General features: G+C 64.3%; 24 protein-coding genes, 1 other RNA gene and 1 riboswitch. Of the genes, 20 read left to right on the top strand and 5 right to left on the bottom strand.

Annotated elements, in window-relative coordinates:
* Together ACEUCR_RS14080 and ACEUCR_RS14075 are read right to left on the bottom strand one after the other, a co-directional pair.
* Positions 1 to 393: a YraN family protein gene (locus ACEUCR_RS14080; protein WP_084205560.1), complete on the bottom strand. Its 393-nt coding sequence runs from the start codon at positions 391 to 393 to the stop codon at positions 1 to 3.
* Positions 314 to 2,242: a penicillin-binding protein activator gene (locus ACEUCR_RS14075; protein ID WP_408790921.1), complete on the bottom strand. Its 1,929-nt coding sequence runs from the start codon at positions 2,240 to 2,242 to the stop codon at positions 314 to 316. Before ACEUCR_RS14075 ends, ACEUCR_RS14080 begins: the two co-directional genes overlap by 80 nt.
* 85 nt (positions 2,243 to 2,327) lie before the next feature.
* Between ACEUCR_RS14075 and rsmI the strand changes: the two genes are divergently transcribed.
* From rsmI to lfiJ, 16 genes are all read left to right on the top strand, one after another.
* Positions 2,328 to 3,161 carry a 16S rRNA (cytidine(1402)-2'-O)-methyltransferase gene (gene rsmI / locus ACEUCR_RS14070; protein WP_111873087.1) on the top strand — a complete coding sequence of 278 codons (834 nt, stop codon included), beginning with the start codon at positions 2,328 to 2,330 and terminating at the stop codon, positions 3,159 to 3,161.
* A gap of 62 nt (positions 3,162 to 3,223) precedes the next feature.
* Positions 3,224 to 3,609, top strand: an RNA gene (rnpB, locus tag ACEUCR_RS14065) — RNase P RNA component class A.
* A 218-nt stretch (positions 3,610 to 3,827) separates the two neighbouring features.
* Positions 3,828 to 4,700, top strand: a complete 873-nt coding sequence (locus tag ACEUCR_RS14060) for a FliM/FliN family flagellar motor switch protein (RefSeq protein ID WP_392441275.1) — start codon at positions 3,828 to 3,830, stop codon at positions 4,698 to 4,700.
* A gap of 7 nt (positions 4,701 to 4,707) precedes the next feature.
* Positions 4,708 to 5,085, top strand: coding sequence for a lateral flagellar motor switch protein LfiN (gene lfiN, locus ACEUCR_RS14055; RefSeq protein ID WP_042001545.1), 378 nt, complete (start codon positions 4,708 to 4,710; stop codon positions 5,083 to 5,085).
* A complete protein-coding gene (gene fliP, locus ACEUCR_RS14050) occupies positions 5,085 to 5,819 on the top strand; it encodes a flagellar type III secretion system pore protein FliP (RefSeq protein WP_042001547.1) in 735 nt (244 codons plus the stop codon). Before lfiN ends, fliP begins: the two co-directional genes overlap by 1 nt.
* Before the next feature lie 2 nt (positions 5,820 to 5,821).
* Positions 5,822 to 6,091, top strand: coding sequence for a flagellar biosynthesis protein FliQ (fliQ, locus tag ACEUCR_RS14045; protein WP_042001549.1), 270 nt, complete (start codon positions 5,822 to 5,824; stop codon positions 6,089 to 6,091).
* Positions 6,088 to 6,870, top strand: coding sequence for a lateral flagellar biosynthetic protein LfiR (lfiR, locus tag ACEUCR_RS14040; RefSeq protein ID WP_042001552.1), 783 nt, complete (start codon positions 6,088 to 6,090; stop codon positions 6,868 to 6,870). Before fliQ ends, lfiR begins: the two co-directional genes overlap by 4 nt.
* The gene (flhB, locus tag ACEUCR_RS14035; RefSeq protein ID WP_042001555.1) at positions 6,867 to 8,003 is read left to right on the top strand and encodes a flagellar biosynthesis protein FlhB; all 1,137 of its coding nucleotides are present in this window, start codon (positions 6,867 to 6,869) and stop codon (positions 8,001 to 8,003) included. Before lfiR ends, flhB begins: the two co-directional genes overlap by 4 nt.
* Positions 8,004 to 8,006: 3 nt before the next feature.
* Positions 8,007 to 10,082, top strand: a complete 2,076-nt coding sequence (lfhA, locus tag ACEUCR_RS14030; protein WP_042001557.1) for a lateral flagellar biosynthesis protein LfhA — start codon at positions 8,007 to 8,009, stop codon at positions 10,080 to 10,082.
* Positions 10,083 to 10,274: 192 nt separating this feature from the next.
* A riboswitch (cyclic di-GMP riboswitch) is annotated at positions 10,275 to 10,362 on the top strand.
* 244 nt (positions 10,363 to 10,606) lie between these two features.
* Positions 10,607 to 11,872, top strand: coding sequence for a sigma-54-dependent transcriptional regulator (locus tag ACEUCR_RS14025; RefSeq protein WP_408790914.1), 1,266 nt, complete (start codon positions 10,607 to 10,609; stop codon positions 11,870 to 11,872).
* 10 nt (positions 11,873 to 11,882) lie between these two features.
* A complete protein-coding gene (gene fliE, locus ACEUCR_RS14020) occupies positions 11,883 to 12,209 on the top strand; it encodes a flagellar hook-basal body complex protein FliE (RefSeq protein WP_084205562.1) in 327 nt (108 codons plus the stop codon).
* A gap of 62 nt (positions 12,210 to 12,271) precedes the next feature.
* Positions 12,272 to 13,960 (top strand): lateral flagellar M-ring protein FliFL, encoded by a 1,689-nt coding sequence (gene fliFL / locus ACEUCR_RS14015; protein ID WP_408790977.1) that lies wholly within the window; start codon positions 12,272 to 12,274, stop codon positions 13,958 to 13,960.
* Positions 13,947 to 14,975: a lateral flagellar motor switch protein FliGL gene (gene fliGL / locus ACEUCR_RS14010; protein ID WP_408790911.1), complete on the top strand. Its 1,029-nt coding sequence runs from the start codon at positions 13,947 to 13,949 to the stop codon at positions 14,973 to 14,975. Before fliFL ends, fliGL begins: the two co-directional genes overlap by 14 nt.
* 12 nt (positions 14,976 to 14,987) lie before the next feature.
* Entirely contained in the window at positions 14,988 to 15,680 is a 693-nt protein-coding gene (locus tag ACEUCR_RS14005) for a FliH/SctL family protein (protein WP_042001570.1), read from the top strand.
* A complete protein-coding gene (gene lfiI, locus ACEUCR_RS14000; protein ID WP_408790907.1) occupies positions 15,673 to 17,007 on the top strand; it encodes a lateral flagellar FliI-like assembly ATPase LfiI in 1,335 nt (444 codons plus the stop codon). Before ACEUCR_RS14005 ends, lfiI begins: the two co-directional genes overlap by 8 nt.
* A 9-nt stretch (positions 17,008 to 17,016) precedes the next feature.
* On the top strand, positions 17,017 to 17,424 hold the full coding sequence (gene lfiJ / locus ACEUCR_RS13995) for a lateral flagellar protein LfiJ (protein WP_408790904.1): 408 nt from the start codon (positions 17,017 to 17,019) through the stop codon (positions 17,422 to 17,424).
* An 8-nt stretch (positions 17,425 to 17,432) separates the two neighbouring features.
* On the opposite strand, the gene ACEUCR_RS13990 is transcribed toward lfiJ, so the two are convergent.
* The 3 genes from ACEUCR_RS13990 to flgA form a co-directional block, all read right to left on the bottom strand.
* A complete protein-coding gene (locus ACEUCR_RS13990; RefSeq protein WP_408790901.1) occupies positions 17,433 to 17,879 on the bottom strand; it encodes a flagellar protein FlgN in 447 nt (148 codons plus the stop codon).
* Entirely contained in the window at positions 17,876 to 18,148 is a 273-nt protein-coding gene (gene flgM / locus ACEUCR_RS13985; RefSeq protein WP_042001582.1) for a flagellar biosynthesis anti-sigma factor FlgM, read from the bottom strand. Before flgM ends, ACEUCR_RS13990 begins: the two co-directional genes overlap by 4 nt.
* Positions 18,149 to 18,224: 76 nt before the next feature.
* Positions 18,225 to 18,926 carry a flagellar basal body P-ring formation chaperone FlgA gene (gene flgA / locus ACEUCR_RS13980; protein WP_408790897.1) on the bottom strand — a complete coding sequence of 234 codons (702 nt, stop codon included), beginning with the start codon at positions 18,924 to 18,926 and terminating at the stop codon, positions 18,225 to 18,227.
* Positions 18,927 to 19,086: 160 nt separating this feature from the next.
* Between flgA and lfgB the strand changes: the two genes are divergently transcribed.
* From lfgB to flgEL, 4 genes are read left to right on the top strand one after another with little or no spacing between them, the layout of a single operon-like run.
* On the top strand, positions 19,087 to 19,476 hold the full coding sequence (gene lfgB / locus ACEUCR_RS13975; RefSeq protein WP_042001585.1) for a lateral flagellar basal body rod protein LfgB: 390 nt from the start codon (positions 19,087 to 19,089) through the stop codon (positions 19,474 to 19,476).
* A 2-nt stretch (positions 19,477 to 19,478) separates the two neighbouring features.
* Complete coding sequence (flgCL, locus tag ACEUCR_RS13970) at positions 19,479 to 19,901, top strand: lateral flagellar basal body rod protein FlgCL (RefSeq protein ID WP_042001588.1); 423 nt, start codon at positions 19,479 to 19,481, stop codon at positions 19,899 to 19,901.
* 2 nt (positions 19,902 to 19,903) lie between these two features.
* On the top strand, positions 19,904 to 20,581 hold the full coding sequence (locus tag ACEUCR_RS13965) for a flagellar hook assembly protein FlgD (RefSeq protein WP_408790887.1): 678 nt from the start codon (positions 19,904 to 19,906) through the stop codon (positions 20,579 to 20,581).
* An 18-nt stretch (positions 20,582 to 20,599) separates the two neighbouring features.
* Positions 20,600 to 21,802 (top strand): lateral flagellar hook protein FlgEL, encoded by a 1,203-nt coding sequence (gene flgEL / locus ACEUCR_RS13960; protein ID WP_408790884.1) that lies wholly within the window; start codon positions 20,600 to 20,602, stop codon positions 21,800 to 21,802.
* Position 21,803: the final 1 nt, after the last annotated feature.

Raw genomic sequence — 21,803 nt, 5'->3', positions numbered from 1 at the left:
TTAAAATGCGTTCTGGATCCAGTCAGGCTGGTTGCCCTCGAACGCCAGCACATCGAATCGACAGGCCTGGCTGGCCTCGTTGATGCCATGGTGCGTCAAATAGTGGCGCGCGGCCAGCATGAGCTTGCGCCGTTTGGCAGGGGTGACCGAGGCGGCGGCACCGCCATGGCCGTCATCGGCCCGGTATCTGACCTCGACAAACACCAGGGTCTCGCCCTGGCGCATGATGAGATCCAGTTCACCACCGCGGCAGCGGTAGTTGCGGCTGACCAGTTGCAGGCCCCGGGCCTGCAACCAGTCCGCCGCGGCGGACTCAAAGTGCTGACCCTGTGTCTGCGTCGTCTGAAACAGGTTCAGGCAACGCTGCATCAGGGGTTTGAGCCGGTGCTTCATCGCTGGACTCCGGGGTGTCGGGGAGCTGGGGTTGCTCCATGCCGATGGGGTTGCCGGCGGCGTCGAGCAGGGAGCCATCCCGATAGGTGGCCCAGCTCTGTTCACGCTGTATCACCCCGTCCGGGCCAACGCTGAGCTGACCGCTCAGGCCCGCCTGCTTCATGGCGCCGACGCTGCGCATCTGCATCAGGTTGGGGCTCAGGCTGATGGCGTCATAGCCGAGGGCGAACAGGCGCAGCAGATCGCCCTGGGTCTGTGGCCAGAGCAGCTGTGCCTTGCCGCGCAGCTCGTTGAATTCGCCCAGCATCAGCGGCATGTCACCGATGTGCAGGCCGTTGAGCTCGGAGGTGACCTCGGTGGCACCGCTGTCATAGCCGCGCGGTCCAGTGTAGATGGGCAGGCTGCCCATGGGATTGACCGAGATATCCACATAGGGCTTCACCATCCGGGTCTCCAGGTTGTTGGCGACCAGGTAGACCACGTCTATGCTGCGGGGCGTCTCATCGCTGAGCTGCACTATCTCGCCGGCCCGCGCGGTGGAGCGGCCACTGAGGGCATTCTTCACCATGCCGGGCACTTCCTTGCGGGAGCCAAAGGTGGCGACCACAGGCTTGTCCTGGCTCAGGCCGTTCCAGGTCTGCTCGAACGCCTTGATGCTGCCATAGCCGATGCGGCCCTGGGCGGCGATCAGCAAGGGTTTGCGATAGCCCTGGCCAAACAGGTAGTGGGCGGCCTGGCTCGCATCGGCGACGGCGGAGAGGGAGAAATAGAAGGTATTGTCATTGACCACAGGCTTGTCCAGCTCGTTCAGGGCGAGCACGGGCACGGCCGGATTGAGCTTGAGCAGCTCGTCGACCCTGTCCTTGAGCAGGGGGCCAATGATCATGTCGGCGCCATCCTGGAGGGCTTGCCGGTAGAGATCGCCGATGGCCTTGGTCTGGGTGTCATAGAAGTTCAGGCTGTATTGACCGCCTTGCTCCTTGTAGGACATCAGCATGCCGTTGCGAATGGCCGAGCCCTGCTGTTCCAGGTTGCCGGACAGGGGCAGCAGGACGGCGATCTGCTGGGGAGCAAGCCCAGCCGTGCTGGCCAGGTCGCCGAGACCGGCCGGCATGTCCTGCTGGGCGGGGTGATTCGGGAAGTCACGCTTCCAGCCGTCGAGCTGGCGTGCCAGCTGACTCGGCTGGGCGCCAAACTCGTTGACCAGGGCCGCCAGTCGCAGCCAGCCGGTGACCACATCCGGGGCCGGGGCCTCTTCCAGCGCCAGCAGGGTGGAGGGGGTCATGCTTTTGAGCAGGGACCAGATCTGCTTGTGGTTGGTGGCGATTTCCCCCTGGCTCAGGTAGGGCTCGAGCAGGATCAATGACTTGGCGGCGCCAAACTTGTTGTTGATGTCGAGCTGCAGCACGGTGCGCTGACGATACCAGTCACGCTGGGTGTCGCCATCGAGCTCCACCGCCGGCTTGGCCTCCAGCAGGATCAAGGCCTGGTTGGCATTGCCCTGGGCCAGCAACAGATGAGCCTCCAGCAGCTGGGCCTGAGCTTGCTGCTGCGGGGTCTTCGCCTGCTTTTGCAACTGCTGCAACAGGGCCTGGGCCGGGTTGATCTGGCCCTGAGCCAGATAACTGCGAGCGGCCAGGGTCTGCCAGATGAAGGCTTCGTCCGGCTTGGCCGGGTCCACCTTGGCGAGATAGGCATCCGGGGTCTGGGTCAGTTTGGCGAAGGCGGAGAGGCCCCCTTCCTGCCCTGACGGTTGATTGGGTTCCGACGCACAACCCGCGAGCAGCAAGGCTGCGAGTAGGATGCCGAAGAGTCGTGATACACTTAGCTGCTTTGTAACCCGGTTCAAGTTTATTCCCCGACCAGTGTTGAAGTTCCCCATAGTGTAAACGGGCCAATATGGCGACACAATTGTCGGGACGCTCGGAGATCCCATGAGTGATACCCCAACCCTCTATATAGTCCCCACCCCCATAGGCAATCTGGCGGATATCACCCAGCGCGCCCTGGACACCCTGCGCCGTGTCGATCTGGTGGCGGCGGAAGATACCCGTCACACCGGCATATTGCTGCATCACTACCAGATCTCGGTGGCGACCTTCCCCCTCCATGACCACAACGAGCAACAGAAGGCCGACGTCCTGATCGCGAAGATCAAGGAGGGCAAGAGCGTCGCCCTGGTCTCGGATGCGGGGACTCCCCTCATCAGCGACCCCGGCTACCACCTGGTCACCCGTTGTCGCGAGGCCGGAGTCAAGGTGGTGCCGCTGCCGGGCCCCTGCGCCGCCATCACGGCACTCTCCGCCGCCGGTCTGCCCACCGACCGCTTCGCCTTCGAAGGGTTCCTGCCTGCGAAAGCCAAGGGCCGGGACGACAGGCTGCAGGCCGTCATAGAAGATACCCGCTCCCTGGTGTTCTATGAGTCTCCGCGCCGGGTGCAGGAGACGGTGGAGGCCATTGCCCGCATCCTGGGGGAGCGTCAGGTGGTGGTGTGCCGCGAGCTGACCAAGACCTTCGAGTCCATTCACGGCCTGCCCGCCTCCGAGATGCTGGCCTGGCTGGGGGAGGACGAGAACCGTTGCCGCGGCGAAATCGTGCTGGTGGTCGCCGGTGCCAGCAAGCTGGATGAAGCGTTGCCTGCCGAGGCGATCCGCACCCTGGGGCTGCTGGTGGCCGAGCTGCCGCTGAAAAAAGCGGCGGCCCTGACCGCCGACATCCACGGCGTGAAGAAGAACGCCCTCTACAAATACGGCCTGGAGCATTATTAATTGCCGTAAACCGGAATTGACGGTTTACCCCGTCCGCCTCGCGAGGCTATAATCCGCGCCTCGGAGTCGGCCGGACAATCGCTGCTTCGTCGTTGTGTCCCTCGGGACAGACGGGCGGAGGGGAGGAAAGTCCGGGCTTCATAGGGCAGGGTGCCAGGTAACGCCTGGGGGGCGCGAGCCTACGACCAGTGCAACAGAGAGCAAACCGCCGATGGCCCGCAAGGGATCAGGTAAGGGTGAAAGGGTGCGGTAAGAGCGCACCGCGCGACTGGCAACAGTTCGTGGCACGGTAAACTCCACCCGAAGCAAGACCAAATAGGCCCCTATTGGCGCGGCCCGCGTTGGGGGCGGGTAGGTTGCTGGAGCCAGTGAGCGATTGCTGGCCTAGAGGAATGATTGTCACCGGGGCAACCCGGTACAGAACCCGGCTTACAGGCCGACTCCGACCTTATTCCAGGGTAGATGCTACCCACAAGAATCCCGGTACCTTCTGGTCCGGGATTTTTCTTTATGGGCCCGGTTCGGCCCGATGGCGCCTTTTTCGATTTTGTAATACAGTTCCCGCCCATTTTGGTCGCTTCAACTCGACTGGTCCCCTCGTCTTGCCCGTCCCGCTATCCGGGCATGGGGTCAGGGCGGCATGTACATGGTTAAGGTGAATTCGCAATGTCAGCTAGCAGCGTAACGCTAACACCCTCCCGGCTGCTGCCGGCCGAGCAGGGGCGCGCGCTTCCTCGCTATGATCTGCTCGGTGTGGAGCGAGCCAAGCAGGGCCATCTCAAGCAGATGAATGCCCACCTGGCGACCTTCTCCCTGCAGGCGGCCGGATGCATGGCCCAACTCTTCAACAGCGCCGAGTGCGATCTGGTGTTTCAGGATTTCGTCAGCGCCGCCCAATTCCCCCCCGAGGAGCAGCAGTTCTGGATCGAAGCCAGGGCTCGCCACGATGAAGACTATCGGGTGTTCTTCTCCATCTCGGCGCCGGTCATCTATCGGCTCGCGGTGATCTTCTTCGGAGGTCAGCTACAGGCTGACGAGGAGCCCAGCCAGGCCAAGAGCCTCAGCGATACGGAGCAGCGTCTGCTTCATCGCCTCTGCCAATACCAGGTCGACATTCTTTCCTCCTGCATGGGGCTTGGGGATCTGGGCTGGCAGCTTGCCCCTGTGCCTGTCGATGCGCTGCCCCTGGGGCCTGGGCTCTGGTCCAGCGAGGCGACCCTGAGTCTGGGGGAGCACAGTCACCAATGGCGCCTGTGGTGGGTGCAGGCGGAAACCGAGCAGCAGTTGACCTTTCAGCGCCCAGCCGGTGGTGAGCTGGCGCAGGCCCTGGCCCATCTGCCGGTGCAGCTGCGGGTGGTGATGGGGCAGATGGCCATGACCCTAGCCGACCTTGAGTGCCTCCAGGTCGGCGATGTGCTGGCATTGGACATGCCCGAACTGGTGCCTGCCCTCATCGGCAGCCGCCCCTGTTTCAATGGACGCATTGCCGAGCAAAAAGGCAGCCTGGTGTATCAGGTGACGGCAGTGATAGAGGAGTAAGCACGAGATGAACGAACACAACATCAATGATCCCCTGGACCTCGACGGCCTGGATCAGCTGTTTGATGACGAACTCGGCATGCCGAGCGCGGCCGATTACCAGGCGCCGACCGGTAATGGCAAGCCGAGGGATCTCTCCTTCTTTCGCCAGATCCCGGTCAAGGTGACCCTGGAGGTGGCCAGCGCCGAGGTGCCCCTGGGCGACCTGATGCGGGTCGAGGAGGGCGCCGTCATCGAGCTGGACAAGCTGGCCGGTGAACCGCTGGATGTGAGGGTCAATGGCAAGTTGCTGGCCCGGGGCGAGGTGGTGGTGGTCAATGGCAAGTACGGCCTGCGTCTGGTGGACGTGGTCGATACCAAGCTGCTGGGTGGCATGGACGACTGATGCGCGCCCTGCTGCCGCTGCTGCTGTTCGTCGCCCTGCCGAGCCTTGGCGCGGACATGACCCTCTTCTCGGTGGCCCCCGGGGCGGATGGGGGGGAGGACTACAACATCAAGTTGCAGATCCTCTTCTTCATGACTCTGCTGGGGCTGTTGCCGACCCTGTTGCTGATGATGACCAGTTTCACCCGCATCATCATAGTGCTGGCCATCTTGCGCCAGGCTCTGGGTCTGCAGCAGAGCCCGCCTAACCGGGTGCTGATCGGCATCAGCCTGATCCTGACCCTGGTCATCATGCGACCGGTCTGGACCGAGATGTACGAGCACGCCTTCGTGCCCTATGACCAGGACGAGATCTCCTTGTCCGAGGGGGTCAGCCGGGCCGAGCAGCCCCTGCGCCGCTTCATGCTGGCCCAGACCCGGGAGCCGGATCTGGAGCAGATGCTGCGGATCTCGGGGGAGCCAACCACCCTCACCAAGGCGCAGGTGCCCTTCGGCGTGCTGCTGCCCGCCTTTGTCCTGAGTGAGCTCAATACCGCCTTCCAGATAGGCTTCATGCTGTTCATCCCCTTCCTGGTGATCGATCTGGTGGTCGCCAGCGTGCTGATGGCCATGGGGATGATGATGCTCTCGCCCCTCATCATCTCGCTGCCCTTCAAGCTGATGGTGTTCGTGCTGGTGGATGGCTGGTCCATGACGGTCGGTACCCTGGCCGCCAGCTTCGGTGGGGGGGGCTAGCCATGACCCCCGAGCAGAGCGTCTCCCTGGTGGGCGGGGCCGTGAACCTGGTGGTGATCATGGTGTCCGTGCTGGTGGTACCGGGCCTGGTGGTCGGCCTCATCGTGAGCGTGTTCCAGGCGGCGACCCAGATCCAGGAGCAGACCCTCAGCTTCCTGCCCCGTTTCATCGTGACCCTGCTGACCCTGATCTTTACCGGCCACTGGCTGCTGGCCCAGGTGACCACCCTGTTTGATGAGCTCTTCGCCAAGATCCCCGGGCTGATTGGATGAACTCGCTGATCTCGGTCAGTGCGGCCGAACTGACGGCCTGGCTGGGACAGTGGTGGTGGCCCTTCATTCGCATCGGCGCCGCCTTCTGGGTGATGCCCTTCTTCGGCGATGGCCGGGTGCCACCCCAGGTCCGCTTGCTGCTCGCCTTTCTGCTCAGTCTGCTGCTGGCCCCCATGCTCAAGGGGATGCCGTTGATCGACCCCTTCTCGGTGCAGGCCATCCTGATTGCCTTGGAGCAGCTGTTGTTCGGCCTGCTGTTCGGGCTCTGCGTCCAGATGCTGTTCATGGTGATGACCATGGCGGGCCAGATACTGTCGATGCAGATGGGCCTGGCCATGGCGGTGATGAATGATCCCAGCAACGGCGAGTCCGCTCCCATCATCAGCCAGATCATGCTCATCTTCGCGACCCTGCTGTTCCTCGGCCTCAACGGCCATCTGGTGGTGCTGGAGGTGCTGGTGCAGAGCCTGCGCAACTGGCCCCCCGGTGCCTCCCTCTATCAGCTCGATCTCAAGGGGGTCGTCGGCCTGTTTGGCTGGAGCATAGGGGCCGCCCTGATCCTGACCCTGCCCGCCGTGGTGGCCATGCTGATGGTCAACCTCACGTTCGGGGTGATGAACCGCACCGCCCCCTCTCTCAACATCTTCTCCCTGGGGTTCCCCATGACCCTGTTGCTGGGGCTCTTGACCCTGGCGCTCTCCATCAGCGGGGTGCCGGCCCGTTATCTCGACCTGGTCAGCCATGTGCTGGCGCTGCTGCAAGGATTGAGCGCGGGATGAGTCAGGGGAGCGCCCAGGACAAAACCGAGCAGGCCTCCAGCCAGAAGCTGCGCAAGGCGCGGCAAGAGGGGCAGATCGCCCGTTCCCGGGAGATGAGCTCGGCGGGGCTCCTGTTGCTCGGTGGCCTGGCGCTGCAATGGATGGTACCCGGGCTTGGCGGCTTCTTCGCCGAGCTGATGAAGCGCCCCATCCGCTTCGACTGGCAGGGGGCACGGGATCCCCAGATGATGATGAGCTGGACCGGCGAGGCCCTGCTCGGCATGTTGCTGGCCCTGCTGCCCCTGTTCGGTTTCCTGGCCTTGATGCTGATCCTGGTCAGCCTGGTGCCGGGGGGCATGGTGTTCACCTGGAAGAAGGTGCTGCCAAGCGGCGAGAAGCTCAACCCGCTCAAGGGGCTCAAGCGGATGTTCTCCAGCCACAGCCTGATGGAGTTGCTCAAGTCCATCCTCAAAGTGGTGCTGATCGGTTCAACCTTGGCCCTGTTATTGCAGTATCAATGGCCGACCCTGTTGCAGATGAACCGCATGCCGCCCCAGATGGCGCTGGAGCAGGCCCTGGGGATCCTCTCCCAGGCTTTCATCCTGCTCGGCGCCGTCCAGATGCTGATCGCCCTGCTCGATGTGCCCTATCAGCGCTGGTCGATGCAAAAGCAGCTACGCATGACCAAGCAGGAGGTCAAGGATGAACACAAGAACAGCGAGGGGCGGCCCGAGATCAAGGCGAAGATCCGCCAGGTGCAGGGCATGCTGGCCCGGGCCCGCATCGAGAAGCGGGTGCCCCAGGCCGATGTGATAGTGGTGAACCCGACCCACTACGCGGTGGCCATCAAGTATGATCCCGCCCGCGCCAATGCCCCCTATGTGATTGCCAAGGGGGTGGACGGCATGGCGGACCGGATCCGGCAGGTGGCCAGGCAGCACGACAAGATGGTGATGAGCCTGCCGGAGCTGACCCGGGCCATCTACTACTCGACCCGGATAGATCAGGAGGTGCCTGCCGGTCTCTATACCGCCGTGGCCTATGTCCTGAACCATGTATTGCAGTTGCAGGCCTACCAGGCCGGACGGGGCAAGAAACCCGGCCCGCTGGCGCCCCTGCATGTGCCCCCTGAATTGCGTCAACCCGAGAGGTAAGTTGTGAACTGGCGTGTCCTGACCAAGTCCTATACGGCCATCCCCCTGATGCTGCTGGCCATACTGGCCATGATGATACTGCCGCTGCCGGGCTGGCTGCTCGATGGGCTCTTCACCTTCAACATAGTGCTGGCGATCATGGTGTTGCTGGTCTCCGTCTCGGCGCGCCGCCCCCTGGACTTCTCCGTCTTCCCCACCGTGCTGCTGGTGGCGACCCTGATGCGGCTCTCCCTCAACGTCGCCTCGACCCGGGTGGTGCTGCTCAACGGCCATGAGGGCAACGAGGCGGCAGGCAAGGTGATCCAGGCGTTCGGTGAGGTGGTCATCGGCGGCAACTATGTGGTGGGTCTGGTGGTGTTCGTGATCCTGATGATCATCAACTTCGTGGTGATCACCAAGGGGGGAGAACGTATCTCGGAGGTGTCGGCCCGCTTCACCCTGGACGCCATGCCGGGCAAGCAGATGGCCATCGACGCCGACCTCAATGCCGGCATCATGGATCAGCACCAGGCCCGGGCCCGGCGTGAGGAGATCTCCCGTGAGGCCGACTTCTACGGCGCCATGGACGGGGCCTCCAAGTTCGTGCGCGGGGATGCCATCGCCGGTCTGCTGGTGCTGATCATCAACCTGGTGGGCGGTCTGGCCATCGGCATCTTCCAGCATGCCCTGCCGGTGGCGGAAGCCTTCCAGCGTTACGCCCTGCTCACCATAGGGGATGGCCTGGTCGCCCAGATCCCCTCCCTGCTGATGTCCACCGCGGCCGCCATCATAGTGACCCGGGTCAGTGACGAGGGAGAGATGTCCGATCAGGTGGGCCAGCAGGTACTGGCCTCCCCTCGCGTCATCTATACCGCCGCCACCATCATGCTGATCCTGGGGCTGGTGCCCGGCATGCCCATGCTGGCCTTCCTCAGCTTCGCCGCCGTGCTGGCCTGGACCGGCTGGCGCGTGAGCCTGCGTCGCCAGCAGGATCCGGATCTGGAAGCCGCCGAGCAGCTCAGCCAGAAGCTGGTGCAGCCGGAACACCAGGGACTGGAGTGGCAGGATCTGCCCTATGTGGACCCCATCGCCATCGAGCTGGGTTACAAGCTGGTGCCCCTGGCCGAGGCGGACAAGGGGGCCGAGCTGCTGGTGCGGGTGCGGGGGATCAGGAAGACGCTCTCCGAGCAGTACGGTTTCCTGCTGCCCGAGATCCGGGTACGCGACAACCTGCAACTGCAACCGGATCAGTACAGGATCAAGCTCTCCGCCGTGCCCATGGCGAGCGGTCAGGTGGATTGCCAGCGACTGATGGCCATCAGCAGCGGCGAGACCTACGGGGTGCTGGACGGCGAACTGACCCAGGATCCCGCCTACGGCATGAATGCGGTCTGGATAGCCCCGGATCACAAGGCCAAGGCCCTCAACCTGGGCTACTCGGTGGTGGACTCGGCCACCGTGATCGCCACCCATGCCAGCAAGCTGCTGCGGGAACAGCTCGATACCCTGTTCGGTCACGATGAGGTGGGCAAGCTGGGCCAGTATCTGGCGACCCTCTCTCCCCGTCTGGCGGAGGAGCTCAATCTGGCCCTGAGCCAGATGCAGCAGCTCAGGGTATTCCGGCAACTGCTCAGGGAGCAGGTGAGCCTGACCGACATCCGTACCATAGCGACCACCCTGCTCGACTCGAGCGAGCTGACCAAGGATCCCGTGCTGCTGGCGGCCGACGTGCGCTGCGCCCTCAAGCGCCAGATAGTGCGTCAGGTGATAGGGCAGCGGGAGCAGCTGGCCACCTTCACCCTGGACGATCGGCTGGAGCAGACCCTGCTGGCGGCCATGAACCAGTCCCAGCAGCAGGGCAAGGTGGCGCTGGACAGCTTCCCGGTCGATCCCCAGTTGTTGTCCCAGCTGCAACAGCACATGCCCCTGGTCAAGGAGCAGCTGCAGCAGCAGGGTCACCCTCCCGTGCTGGTGGTCATGCCCCAGCTGAGGCCCTTGCTGGCCCGCTATGCGGCCTCTTTCGCCAAGGGGCTCAGGGTGCTCTCCTACAACGAGATCCCGGAAGAGCTGAGGGTGGAAGTGATCGGCACCCTGGGGTGAAGCAAAAGGCCCGTGATCTCAGTCAGATAGGAAAAATCTATTCCGCATATGTCCTTGAACTGTCATGGCAACTTGTTATGATGCGCCGTGTTTTGACGCTGGACGTCAAAACCTGCTGATAATTATAACAATTTGATGAGTGCTATTCAGGCCGGCCCCTCGCCAGTCTGACTGCCCTTGCGAGGGCAGATCGCATGAAAAAGGCAAACTGAACTGAAAAGTCAGGACGCAAAGCCTCCGGTCTAATGGCATCCATGCCGACGATAGCGGGGTTACCAGGGATAGGTACCGTCACGAATGACACCTATTGGCAAACCGATGCGCGCGCGGCGTACCGGTGGTGTACTCCTTCCTCGGTTTTGACGCTTCAGTTCTGTTGATTGACGACCACACAATCACAGGTTCAGGTTCATATGCTTTCGGACGTTTCTCTGAAATGCACCCCAGCGCCAGCGGGCATTGGGGCGCACCCTCATCTGTTATTGCTTCAGCCAGACTCTTCTGCCGGGGAAGAGGTGCTGGCCATGCTGGAGAGTTCGGGATATCGGGTATCCAGGGTCGATTCGGCCAGACAGGCACGGGCCTGTCTGGAGGAAGAGAGAGTCGACCTGCTGTTGCTGGACGTGAGCACGCCCATCGACAACCTCAAGGGATTTCTGGGCAAGCTGACCGACACCGACAGTGTCATCCTGGTCAACGAGCATCAGGGCCATCTGGCCGCCGAGGCCATGGGGGCCGGCGCCATCGATTACATCATCAAGCCATTCGCTCGCCAGCAGATGCTGGACGCCATCCGCTGCGCCCTGCGCCTGCGCCAGCCGATCCCGGATCTCATCGCAGAGTCCGGTGCCAGCCGTCAGGTGTTGCAGCTGGCTCGCCGGGCGGCCAAGACCCAGGCCACCATCCTCATCGGCGGTGAATCGGGTACCGGCAAGGAGCGACTGGCACGCTACATCCACGACATGTCCCCCCGGGCAGACGGGCCCTTCGTCGCCATCAACTGCGCCGCCATCCCCGAGCCCATGATCGAGTCCATCCTGTTCGGTCACGCCAAGGGGGCCTTCACCGGGGCGAGCTCGGCCCAGCCCGGCAAGTTCGAGCAGGCCCAGGGCGGTACCCTGCTGCTTGACGAGATCTCCGAGTTGCCCCTGGCACTGCAGGCCAAGCTGCTGCGGGTATTGCAGGAGCGGCAGGTGGAGCGGCTGGGCAGCCATCAACTGATCAACCTGGATGTGCGCATCATCGCCGCCAGCAACAAGGACCTGCGTACCCAGGTGGGGGAGGGGCTGTTTCGCGAGGATCTCTTCTATCGCCTCGATGTCCTGCCCATGAGCTGGCCCGCCCTGCGGGACAGGCCGGGGGACATAGTGCCGCTGGCTGAATATTTCATCGCCCGTTATGCACCCAGGCAGGGCTACTGGCTGAGCCAGCAGGCGCGCCAGCAGCTGCTGAGCTACCGCTGGCCCGGCAATGTGCGTGAACTGGACAATGTCATCCAGCGGGCGCTCATCATGGCGCGAGGATTGCATATTCAGGCAATCGATTTGATGTTGCCCGGTGGGGCAGGGGGAGCAGAGCCGGGCCAGCCAGAGCCGTTGTCGCCCCCGGACGGGCTGGTGGAGACCCGCCGCCACGCCGAGTTCCAGTTCGTATTGGAGACCCTGCGCCGTTTCAGCGGCCATCGCACCCGCACGGCCGAGGCCCTGGGCATGACGACCCGGGCCCTGCGCTACAAGTTGGCGGCGATGCGCGAGCAGGGCATAGACATTGAACTCCAGATTCAAAATTGAGGGATAGCCAGTGAAGATTGAAATGATGTCGCAGCAGACCAGCCTGCTGCAACAGATGCAGGAGATGACGCGGGTAACGCGCGAACTGCCCGAGATCGCGCCCCAGGGGGGACAGGAGGTCTCCTTTGGCAATGCCATGCGGGATGTGATCAATCGGGTCAACGAGCAGCAGAACATCTCCTCCCGTCTGATGACGGCGGTCGATGCGGGTCAGAGCGATGACCTGGTCGGGGCCATGGTGGCCAGTCAGAAAGCCGGCCTCAGCTTCTCCGCCCTGATGCAGGTGCGCAACAAGCTGATGACAGGGTTTGACGACATCATGCGCATGCCGCTCTGAGGTTACTGATGACTGAACTGGTGAGTGGTTCGCAAGGGGAAATCCTGGGCGTGCAACAGCGTATGCGGGCGTGGCTCAAGAGCTGGCGCAGCCTGTCCCGTGACAACAAATCCATCCTGACCATAGCCCTGCTGGCCGCCACGGTGGCGGGGACCATAGTGGTGATCCTCTGGACCGCCAGCAAGAACTACGTGCCCCTGTACGGCAAACAGGAACTGTACGACACCGCCAACATCATGGAGATGCTGGAGAAGGAGCAGATCCCTTTTCGGCTCGAGAAGAGCTCGGGTCAGGTGCTGGTGCCGGAAAACCAGCTGGCCCACATCCGCATGGCCCTGGCGGCCCGCGGGGTGCGTGCCGCCATGCCATCCGGTCTCGAGGGGCTGGATGCGGTGACGGGCCTTGGCACCAGCGAGTTCATGGAAGGGGCGCGCTATCGTCACGCCCTGGAAGGGGAGCTGGCGCGTACCATCATCTCCCTCAATGCGGTGCGCAGTGCCCGGGTGCACCTGGCCATTCCCAAGCGCACCCTGTTCGTCGGCCGGGACGAAGAGAAACCCAGCGCCTCCGTCATGCTGGACCTGCAACCGGGCCAGTCGATGGAAGCGGGCCAGGTCGAGGCCATCGCCAACCTGGTGGCCGGCAGCATCGCCGGCATGAAGCCGGGGGCCGTGACCATCATAGATCAGGCCGGCCAGCTGCTCAGCAGCGAGCTGGGGGACAAGATGGGCTTTGGCAAGCAGAGCGTGCAGCAGATGGAGTACGTGCGCAAGCTGGAGCACTACATCCGCCAGCGGGCCACCGACATGCTCCATCCCATGCTGGGCAGCGGCAACTTCCGGGTGCAGATCGCCGCCGACGTCAACTTCAATGCGGTCGAGGAGACCCAGCAGCAGTTCGATCCCCAGGGCGTGGTCACCAAGGAGACCAGCAAGTCTGACAAGACGGTGGATGCCCTGGCGCTCGGGATCCCGGGTGCCCTCTCCAATCGCCCCCCCGAGACGGCCCCCCAGGCCGAGCAGGGAGGGGAAGGGGAGGCCAAGGCCGAACCTGCGCCCAGGAATGACAGCCGCACCGAGCGCGAGGAGACCAGTCGCCAGTACGAGAACAGTCGCACCCTGGTGCACACCCGCTATCAGCAGGGTCGCCTCGAGCGGATGAACGTCTCCGTGCTGCTCAACGAACAGACGGCGCCGAAAGAGGGCTGGAACCAGGCCCAGCTTGGCCAGATCCGCCAGATGGTGGAGCGCGCCGTCGGTTTCGACTCGGGCCGTGGCGATCAGATCAGCCTGCAGGTGTTCAACTTCACCGACGAGGTGCTGGTGGCGCCCCCGGAATCCAGCTGGTGGGAAACCCCCTATTGGCAGGACTCCCTGCGTTACCTGGTCGGTGGCCTGCTGGGTCTGACCCTGGTCTTCTTCGGCATCCGTCCCCTGGTCAAGCACCTGGTGCGCACCCAGCAGCCGGTGGCCACCCCGAACGAGGAGGCCCAGCAAGAGCAGGAGCCGGAACTGGGCCTGGCGTTGCAGCGCCGGGGGGACGAGGCCCTGGCCGCGCCCCATGGCAAGGGGCTCATCCGTGCGGATGAGGAGCAGGAGCCCCATTTCGCCGCCCTGGATCTCGATGCCCTGCCTGAGCCCGGCTCCGAGCTTGAGGTTCAGCTGAAACACCTGCAACTGCTGGTGGACAAGGACACGGCCCGGGTGGCCGAGGTGGTGAAGGCATGGGTGAGCGGCAATGAGCAACGTTAATATGAACCAGAGCGCAGTAGACATCGACATAGACAATCTGGAGAAGGCCGCCATCCTGCTGCTCAGCATGGGCACGGAGGCGGCGGCCAAGGTGATGCAGAAGCTGTCGCGCGACGAGGTGCAGCGCCTCATCTCCAAGATGGCGGGCCTCTCCGGGGTCAGCTCCATCGAGGCGAAGTGGACCTTGCAGCAATTCTTCACCCAGTACCGGGAGCAGAGCGGCATCGCCAGCGCCTCCCGGGAGTACCTGGAGCAGACCCTGGATCTGGCCCTGGGTCAGCGCCTCTCCCGCAGCCTGCTCGACAGCCTGTACGGGGACGTGATGAGCCAGGATATCCAGCGGCTGCAATGGGTCCCCGCCGAGATGCTCGCCCGCTTCTTTCGCAACGAACACCCGCAGATGCAGGCGGTGCTGCTGGCCTTCCTGCCGCCCCAGACCGCCTCGGCCGTGCTCGATGCCCTGCCGGGCTCGCTCCACGACGACCTGCTGGTGCGGGTGGCCGGGCTCAACTCGGTGAGCGAACACGTGCTGGCGGAACTGCGTCTCACCCTGGATCGCTGCCTGGCCTATGTGGCGGATCAGTCCGGCGCCAAGGTCAACGGGGTGCGCCAGGTCGCCGACATCCTCAACCGTTATCAGGGCAACAAGGAGCAGATGCTCGCCCTGCTGCGGGAGCGCGATGGCGACATGGCCCTCGAGATAGAGAAGAACATGTTCGACTTCATGGCCCTGCGTCGCCAGAGCGACGACACCCTGCAGCGGCTGGTGCAGGAGCTGCCCGCCGATCTGCTGGCGCTGGCGCTCAAGAACACCGAGGCCGGCTTTCGCAAGGTGGTGCTCGGTGCCATGCCCAAGCGGATGGCCCAGGCCCTCGAGGCCCAGATCCAGGATCAGGGCAGCGTCTCCCTGCGCAAGGTGGAACAGGCCCGCGACGAGGTGATGCAGCTGGTGCGCGAGCTGGTGGAACAGGGCGAGCTGGAGTTCCAGCTGTTCGAAGAGCCTACGGTCAACTGATGAGAGACGAGCATGCCTAACAAGATGCGCAAGCTGGCTCCGGGGGCGACCCGCCGCTACCGCTTTCCCCAGCTGGGACAGAGCGGGGAGGGGGCGCCGAGCGAGCAGGAAAGGTTCGAGTCAGGCTACCAGCAAGGGTTGGAGCAGGGTCAGGATCAGGGCTATCAGGAGGGTTACCAGCAGGGGCTCACCAGCGGCCTGATCGAAGGGGAGAGCCGCGGCCTGGCCCAGGGACAGGCCAGGGGGCTGGCCCAGGGCCTGGCGGAGGGACGCGCCTCGTTCGACGAGGCCATGCAGCCCTTCACCCGCTTGCAGCAACAGTGGGAGAGCCTGTGCCGGGCCCGCATGCTGCAACAGAAGCAGGTGCTGGCCCAGCTGGTGGAGCAGGTGGCGCGCCGGGTCATCCAGGCCGAGTTCACCCTCAATCCCCAGCAGGTGCTGAGTCAGGTGGAACAGGCGCTGGCCACCCTGCCCACTCAGCCCGAAGAGCTGACCATCTACCTCAGCGAAGGGGACAGGCGCCGCCTGGCCGAGCTGGGGGTCACCCAGTGCGCCGGCTGGCCGCTGCAACAGGATGGGGCCCTGGCCATCGGCGATGCCAGGCTGGAGACCCGGGCCGCGGTGATCGAGGTCAACACGGCGGAGCGGCTCGATGCCTGCCTGGACAAGATCAACAGCGCCCTGGATGCCAGCCTGAATGGATAGCCGGTTGCAGCAGGCCCTCAGCTCGGCCCTGGATGACTTCGAGCCGGCCCCGGGCTTTCGCCACTACGGCCGGCTGGTGCGGGTGACCGGGCTCACCCTGGAGGTGGTGGGCTGCCAGCTGGTGATGGGGCAGCGCTGCCGGGTCGACTGCGCCGGCGGCGCCACCCTGCTGGCCGAGGTGGTTGGCTTCAACCGCGACGTCTCCTATCTGATGCCGCTCCAGCCCATGAGTGGTCTCTACGCCGGGGCCAGGGTGCTGCCCATCCCGGGGGAAGAAACCATACGGGTGGGAGCTCACCTGCTGGGGCGGGTGCTCGACGGCCTGCTGCAACCCCTGGATGGCCGTCCCCTGGCCGAGGCGGGGGAGCGGGTCAGCCTGATGAGCTCGCCGCCCAACCCCCTGCTGCGTACCCCGGTGCGCGAGCCCCTCGACGTCGGGGTGCGGGCCATCAATGGTCTGCTCACCGTCGGCAAGGGACAGCGGCTCGGCCTGTTCGCCGGCTCAGGTGTGGGCAAGAGCATGCTGCTTGGCATGATGACCCGCAACACCACGGCACAGATAGTGGTGGTGGGCCTCATCGGCGAGCGGGGCCGCGAGGTGCGCGAATTCATCGAACACAGCCTGGGCAGCGAAGGGCTGGCCCGGGCCGTGGTCATCGCCGCCCCGGCGGATCAATCCCCCCTGATGCGGCTGCGGGCGGCCCAGCTCTGCCATCGCATCGCCGAGTACTTTCGCGAGCAGGGGCAGGATGTGCTGCTGCTGATGGACTCCCTGACCCGTTATGCCCAGGCCCAGCGGGAGATTGCGCTGGCCATCGGCGAGCCGCCCGCCACCCGTGGCTATCCGCCATCCGTGTTCAGCATGCTGACCCAGCTGGTGGAGCGTGCGGGCAACGGCATGGCGCCGAACGGCAGCCTGAGCGCCTTCTATACGGTGCTGGCGGAAGGGGACGATCAGCAGGATCCCGTGGTGGATGCGGCGCGGGCCATCCTGGATGGTCACATAGTGCTGACCCGTCGTCTGGCGGAGGAGGGGCACTATCCGGCCATCGACATCGGCGCCTCGGTCAGCCGGGTCATGCCTCAGGTGGTGCCCGCCGAGTGGCAATCCCTGGCGGTGACCCTGCGCCAGCTGTGGGGACGCTACCAGCAGGTGCGCGAGCTGCTGCCCCTCGGTGGATACCAGGCGGGCGCCGATCCCCAGATGGATGAGGCGGTGCAGCGCTACCCGGCCATCGCGGCCCTGTTGCAGCAGGGCATTCATGAGGTCACCCCATTGGCCGATGCCCCCGCCGGCCTGCGTCAGGCCCTGGGTCGTCAGGGATAAGGAGAAGCCATGCTCACTCGCTATCTGGGTTTGCAGCAAGGGGCGCTGGAGGAGATGGGCAAGGAGCGCCAGCGTCTGCGGGAGCTGGCCCGGCGCGAGGAGCAGCGGGCCTTGCAGCTGCAGGAGGTGATAGGCAACCTGGGCAAGGGGGGTGGGAGCTTTCACCCCTTGCTGCTGCAAAATCGCCAGCAGATGGATGGCCAGTTGCGCCGCCTGCTCTCCCATCAGGTGCAGCAGTCGACCCTGGCCCGGATCGATCTGGAGCGCCACGAGCAGCAACTGCGTCGGCAGTTTGGTCGGGTGAAGGGGCTGGAGGGGGTCTTGGCGCGGCGAGAGCTGGCAGGCAGGCAGCAGAGGGAGGCGCAGGAGCAGCGTCAGCTCGATGAGCTCAGCAGCCAGCGCCACCGAGATCGCTGAGGGGCGGCTCAGGGCTCCTGGCCGTACTCCTGGGTCTGGCCGAGCAGGGTGTGCAGCGTCTCGATTTGCCCCGCCAGCAGGCGACCGTTGCGATCGTTTTGCTGCTGGCACTGACGCAGGCTGGCCTCCAGTTGCTGCCACTGGCCCGTCATGGTCTGGCGCAGGGGCTCGGGCAGGCGGGCGATCAGCTTCGCCATGCCCTGTTCATCCGGCGCCAGTCCCAGGGCTCCCAGATGTTGACAGCGTTGCTGGGCCTGCTGCTGTATCTGTTTCATCAATTCGGTCTGCTGCAGGTTGTGCTGGGTCAGCTCATCCACCTCGTGGGTCGCCAGCAGCAGGTGCTGGCGTTGCAGCATGGTCAGCAGATCGCTGTAGCGGCCGAGATCGCGCTGGATCCCGAGCAGCAGCTGCTTGACCCTCTGTCTGGCATCCAGGGGTCTGGTCTCCTGGTTCATCGACGGTGCAGGTCCAGGATGGCCTGGCTCAGTGCCGCCAGATCGAGGGTAAGCCGTCCCTCTCCGATGGCCTGGCGGATCTGCTCCACCTTGGCCATGTCGACATCCGGGGTGCTGGCCAGTTCGACCTTGGCGTGGGCCATGGTCTGGGCGGTGGCGCTGATCTGGCTCTCGCTCCCCTGGCGGCTCTGGGGTGCGGTCTGAACCGGCTCCTGTTTGCGCGGCAGCGGGCTCTGGATCTGGACGGGGTCGGTACGGGTGATCTTCATGGGTACAATTCCTGATGGTCTGCTGACATAAAGCGACCGCCGCTTGCCAAAACTTGAATCGGCGGCGTCATCGGGTTCAAAATCGCGTCTCGACCTCCCCCCTGTTCAGCACCCAGGCCTGGATCACCCTGCCCGAGCTGCTGTTTTTCACCCTGATGCCATCGCCGATGGCGCCATCTTCCAGGGCCTCGCCCCGGGTCGTGGCGGCAAACTCCCCCTGACCGGCCCGGATCAGCACCCCTTCCCCCTGACGCACCGCCCACTGCTTCTGCAGATCCAGCTCGCCGATGAGCTGCCCCGTGCGCAGCCTGCGGCTGCTCTTCTGCTGGGTCAGCGAGACGCTGGCCGGAGTGAAGCCGCGCTGGATACGGCTCACCTCCAGCTCTTTTGCCACCAGGTCATGGGCCCGGATGGGCTGGCCCTTGTCTATCTCTTTGGCCGTGACCCAGAGCGGCATGAAGACACGTACATCGACCCTGGCCCTCAGTTGCCACTGGGGCTCGGCGCAACTGACCAGATAGGGGCGCCGCCCCCAGGGCTGGCGGTAGAGACCCCCTGCCTGCAGCTCGGGCGCCTGCAGGCAGGGGGGCAGGTGGCTCGCCGCCGGGGCGAGCCAGACCTCGCGCTCGACCCGGCTGGCCTGCCAGCCCTGCAGCGCCAGATAGTCATCGAGCAGGCGGGTGGCATCTTGCTGCAGGCGCAGGGCCAGGGCCTCGACATCCAGGCGGGGCGTAGTCTGAGCCTGCCCGGGCAGTGACAGCGGCAGCAGCATCAGCATGACACCCCACTTCCTGCCGGGAAACCCAGCTTCCCCTCGCCATGACGCCGGGGTGAACCGGCGCGGCGTCAGGGGGCGATTGCGGTGCTTTTTCACGATTGGCATGAGTCTTGATATGGCCTGCACGGGTCTGACTATTTCGCTGACGAGAGGATGAAGCATGAGTATCTCATTTGACAGTGCGCTGGGGGTACATCCTTATGCCCTGGATGTGCGGGCGGATCGGGCGCGTATCCTCGCCGGCAACCTGGCAAATGTGGATACCCCGGGCTATCTGGCCAGGGACGTGGATTATAAGAGCATCCTGGGGCGGGTTGCACAACAGGTGGCGGCCAAAGAAGAGGGCAGCGCCATCGCCACCGGCAATCTGCAGCAAGCGATGCAGCAGCCCCTCTACCGCATTCCCTATCAGGTCTCCATGGATGGCAACACGGCCGAACTCAGCGTCGAGCAGAGCAAGTTCGCCAACAACGCCACCGACTTTCAGACCAGTCTGACCTTCCTCAATATGAAAATCACCGGGATCGCCAAGGCGATCGAGGGCCGCTAATCATGTCGTTCAATCGCATCTATGACATCGCCGGCAGCGCGATGCGGGCACAAACGGTTCGCCTGGATACCGTCGCCTCCAACCTGGCCAACGTCGACAGTGTCGCTGGGCGGGAAGAGGAGGCGTTTCGCGCCATCAAGCCGGTCTTCTCCACCCTCTACCAGCGGGTACAGGAAGCCGATGGCCTGGGAGCAGCCCAGGTGCAGATCGCCGGGATAGTCCAGTCGGACCGCCAGGTCGAGAAGCGGCTCGAGCCCACCAACCCCCTGGCCGATGACGATGGCTTCGTCTACTACTCCAACGTCAATGCGGTGGAGGAGATGGCGGACATGATGAGCGCCTCCCGGGGATTTGAAACCTCGGTCGAGGTGATCAATCGCATCTCCAGCATGCAGCAGGGTCTGCTGCGCCTCGGGCAGGCCTGACCATGAGCCTGCCTCAGGTCAATAGCCTGGACACGGCCCGCGGCGCCAGCCAGACCGCAGACAACGGCATCGCCAGCAACGGCACGGCCAGCGGCGGCATGCAGTTGCGCAACGAATTCCTGCAGATGATGGTGGCCCAGCTGCAGAACCAGGACCCCACCAACCCCCTCGATGGCTCCCAATATGTCACCCAGCTGGCCCAGTTCAGCATGGTGGAAGGGGTGGAGCAGCTGAAGGTGTTGCAGCAGAAGTCCATCGCCATGATGGATACCCAGCAGGTCTTGCAGAGCACGGATCTGATCGGCCGCGACGTCATGGTACCGACCGCCACCCTCAAGCAGGGGGAGGAGAAGGCGGTGCGAGGCCAGATCGAGCTGGCGGGTGCCGCCGATCTGGTCGAACTCAAGGTGTTCGACCAGCACGGCACCCTGGTCCAGACCCGTTCCTGGGGCGAGACCAAGGCGGGGGGCATGGATTACGACCTGTCCGTGCTGCCAGCGGGGGAGTACAGCTTTGAGGTGAAGGCCTCCCTGGACGGGGCGACGGTGCAGAGCAAGCACTATGTCTCGAGCACGGTGGACAGGGTCACATTGCCCGGCACCGGCGAAATCATGTTAGAGGTGGCGGGCGTCGGGGAAGTCCCCCTGTTCAGTGCCATCCAGTTTGGCAAATCGGCATAAGCCCATAGGAGCGACACTGTGTCTTTTAGTATCGGACTGAGCGGCCTGCGCGCCGTGAACCAGGAATTGAGCGTCATCAGCAACAACGTGGCCAACGTCAGCACGGCGGGCTTCAAGTCGAGCCGAGCCGAGTTTGCCGCCATCTATGGTGGCGGTCAGGCGGGCGGTGTGGAGATGAACAACGTCTCCCAGAACTTCGATCGCAACGGCGACGTGATGCGCACCGGTCGCGGCCTGGATCTGGCCATCTCCGGCAACGGCTTCTTCCAGCTCAAGGATGGCAACGGCCAGACCTCCTACACCCGGGCCGGCATGTTCCAGCGCGACGCCAACAACTACCTCACCACCTCGAACGGCGATCGGCTGCAAGGCTATACCGTCAATGGCGCGGGCCAGCTGCAGACCGGCGTGGTCGGGGATCTGCAGGTCGGCACCGGCAGCCTGCCCGCCAAGGCGTCCACCTCACTGGAGTTTGTCGGCAACCTCAAGGCGGATGCCAGCAACATAGACACGGCCCTCAATCCGTTCGATCCGGCCAAGGCGGAGAGCTACAACTTCTCCCAGTCCAGCAAGGTATTTGACTCCCTGGGCACGGAACACACGGTCACCCAGTATTTCGTCAAGGTGGGCAGCAACGACTGGCAGGTGCACTACACGGTGGATGGGGCCGTCAACGGCGCCAGCACCAACCTCAAGTTCAACACCGACGGCACCTTCGATGCGGTGGGCAGCGGCGCCGACAAGGCAACCCTGGCGCTCACCCCGGCCGGTGCCGACCCCATCAGCCTGGAGATAGGGCTGACCAAGTTCAGCCAGTATGCCTCCGACTTCAACGTCAGCCGCAACCAGTCCGATGGCTACACCTCGGGGGATCTGACCGGGGTGCGCATCGATCCCGATGGCGGTCTCTACGCCACCTTCACCAATGGCCAGAGCCTGTTGCAGGGCCAGGTGGTGATGGCAAGCTTCGCCAACCCCAACGGCTTGTTGCAGACCAACAACACCAGCTGGCAGCAATCCTTCTCCTCCGGCCAGCCGGTGATCGGGGCGCCGGGCAGCGGCACCCTGGGCTCGCTCACCTCGGGAGCCTATGAGGGCTCCAACGTGGACTTGACCGGCGAGCTGGTCAACCTGATGACCTCACAGCGCAACTATCAGGCGAACGCCAAGAGCATCAGCTCGGCGGACAAGATGACCCAGGTGCTCTTCAACTCCTTCTGAG

Source organism: Aeromonas bivalvium, from assembly GCF_046078285.1.
Lineage (GTDB): Bacteria > Pseudomonadota > Gammaproteobacteria > Enterobacterales > Aeromonadaceae > Aeromonas > Aeromonas bivalvium.
This window is presented reverse-complemented; position numbering and strand designations above follow the sequence as displayed.

Bases quoted from the DNA above. Each gene is read 5' to 3' on its own strand.
- ACEUCR_RS14060 (WP_392441275.1), top strand. From the start codon at position 3,828: ATGTCAGCTAGCAGCGTAACGCTAACACCCTCCCGGCTGCTGCCGGCC.
- fliFL (WP_408790977.1), top strand. From the start codon at position 12,272: ATGCGGGCGTGGCTCAAGAGCTGGCGCAGCCTGTCCCGTGACAACAAA.
- rsmI (WP_111873087.1), top strand. From the start codon at position 2,328: ATGAGTGATACCCCAACCCTCTATATAGTCCCCACCCCCATAGGCAAT.
- ACEUCR_RS14025 (WP_408790914.1), top strand. From the start codon at position 10,607: ATGCTGGAGAGTTCGGGATATCGGGTATCCAGGGTCGATTCGGCCAGA.
- fliQ (WP_042001549.1), top strand. From the start codon at position 5,822: ATGACCCCCGAGCAGAGCGTCTCCCTGGTGGGCGGGGCCGTGAACCTG.
- fliGL (WP_408790911.1), top strand. From the start codon at position 13,947: ATGAGCAACGTTAATATGAACCAGAGCGCAGTAGACATCGACATAGAC.
- ACEUCR_RS13990 (WP_408790901.1), bottom strand. From the start codon at position 17,879: ATGAACCAGGAGACCAGACCCCTGGATGCCAGACAGAGGGTCAAGCAG.
- ACEUCR_RS14005 (WP_042001570.1), top strand. From the start codon at position 14,988: ATGCCTAACAAGATGCGCAAGCTGGCTCCGGGGGCGACCCGCCGCTAC.
- flgM (WP_042001582.1), bottom strand. From the start codon at position 18,148: ATGAAGATCACCCGTACCGACCCCGTCCAGATCCAGAGCCCGCTGCCG.
- fliP (WP_042001547.1), top strand. From the start codon at position 5,085: ATGCGCGCCCTGCTGCCGCTGCTGCTGTTCGTCGCCCTGCCGAGCCTT.
- lfiI (WP_408790907.1), top strand. From the start codon at position 15,673: ATGGATAGCCGGTTGCAGCAGGCCCTCAGCTCGGCCCTGGATGACTTC.
- lfgB (WP_042001585.1), top strand. From the start codon at position 19,087: ATGAGTATCTCATTTGACAGTGCGCTGGGGGTACATCCTTATGCCCTG.
- flhB (WP_042001555.1), top strand. From the start codon at position 6,867: ATGAGTCAGGGGAGCGCCCAGGACAAAACCGAGCAGGCCTCCAGCCAG.
- flgCL (WP_042001588.1), top strand. From the start codon at position 19,479: ATGTCGTTCAATCGCATCTATGACATCGCCGGCAGCGCGATGCGGGCA.
- flgA (WP_408790897.1), bottom strand. From the start codon at position 18,926: ATGCTGATGCTGCTGCCGCTGTCACTGCCCGGGCAGGCTCAGACTACG.
- ACEUCR_RS13965 (WP_408790887.1), top strand. From the start codon at position 19,904: ATGAGCCTGCCTCAGGTCAATAGCCTGGACACGGCCCGCGGCGCCAGC.
- lfiR (WP_042001552.1), top strand. From the start codon at position 6,088: ATGAACTCGCTGATCTCGGTCAGTGCGGCCGAACTGACGGCCTGGCTG.
- ACEUCR_RS14080 (WP_084205560.1), bottom strand. From the start codon at position 393: ATGAAGCACCGGCTCAAACCCCTGATGCAGCGTTGCCTGAACCTGTTT.
- lfiJ (WP_408790904.1), top strand. From the start codon at position 17,017: ATGCTCACTCGCTATCTGGGTTTGCAGCAAGGGGCGCTGGAGGAGATG.
- lfiN (WP_042001545.1), top strand. From the start codon at position 4,708: ATGAACGAACACAACATCAATGATCCCCTGGACCTCGACGGCCTGGAT.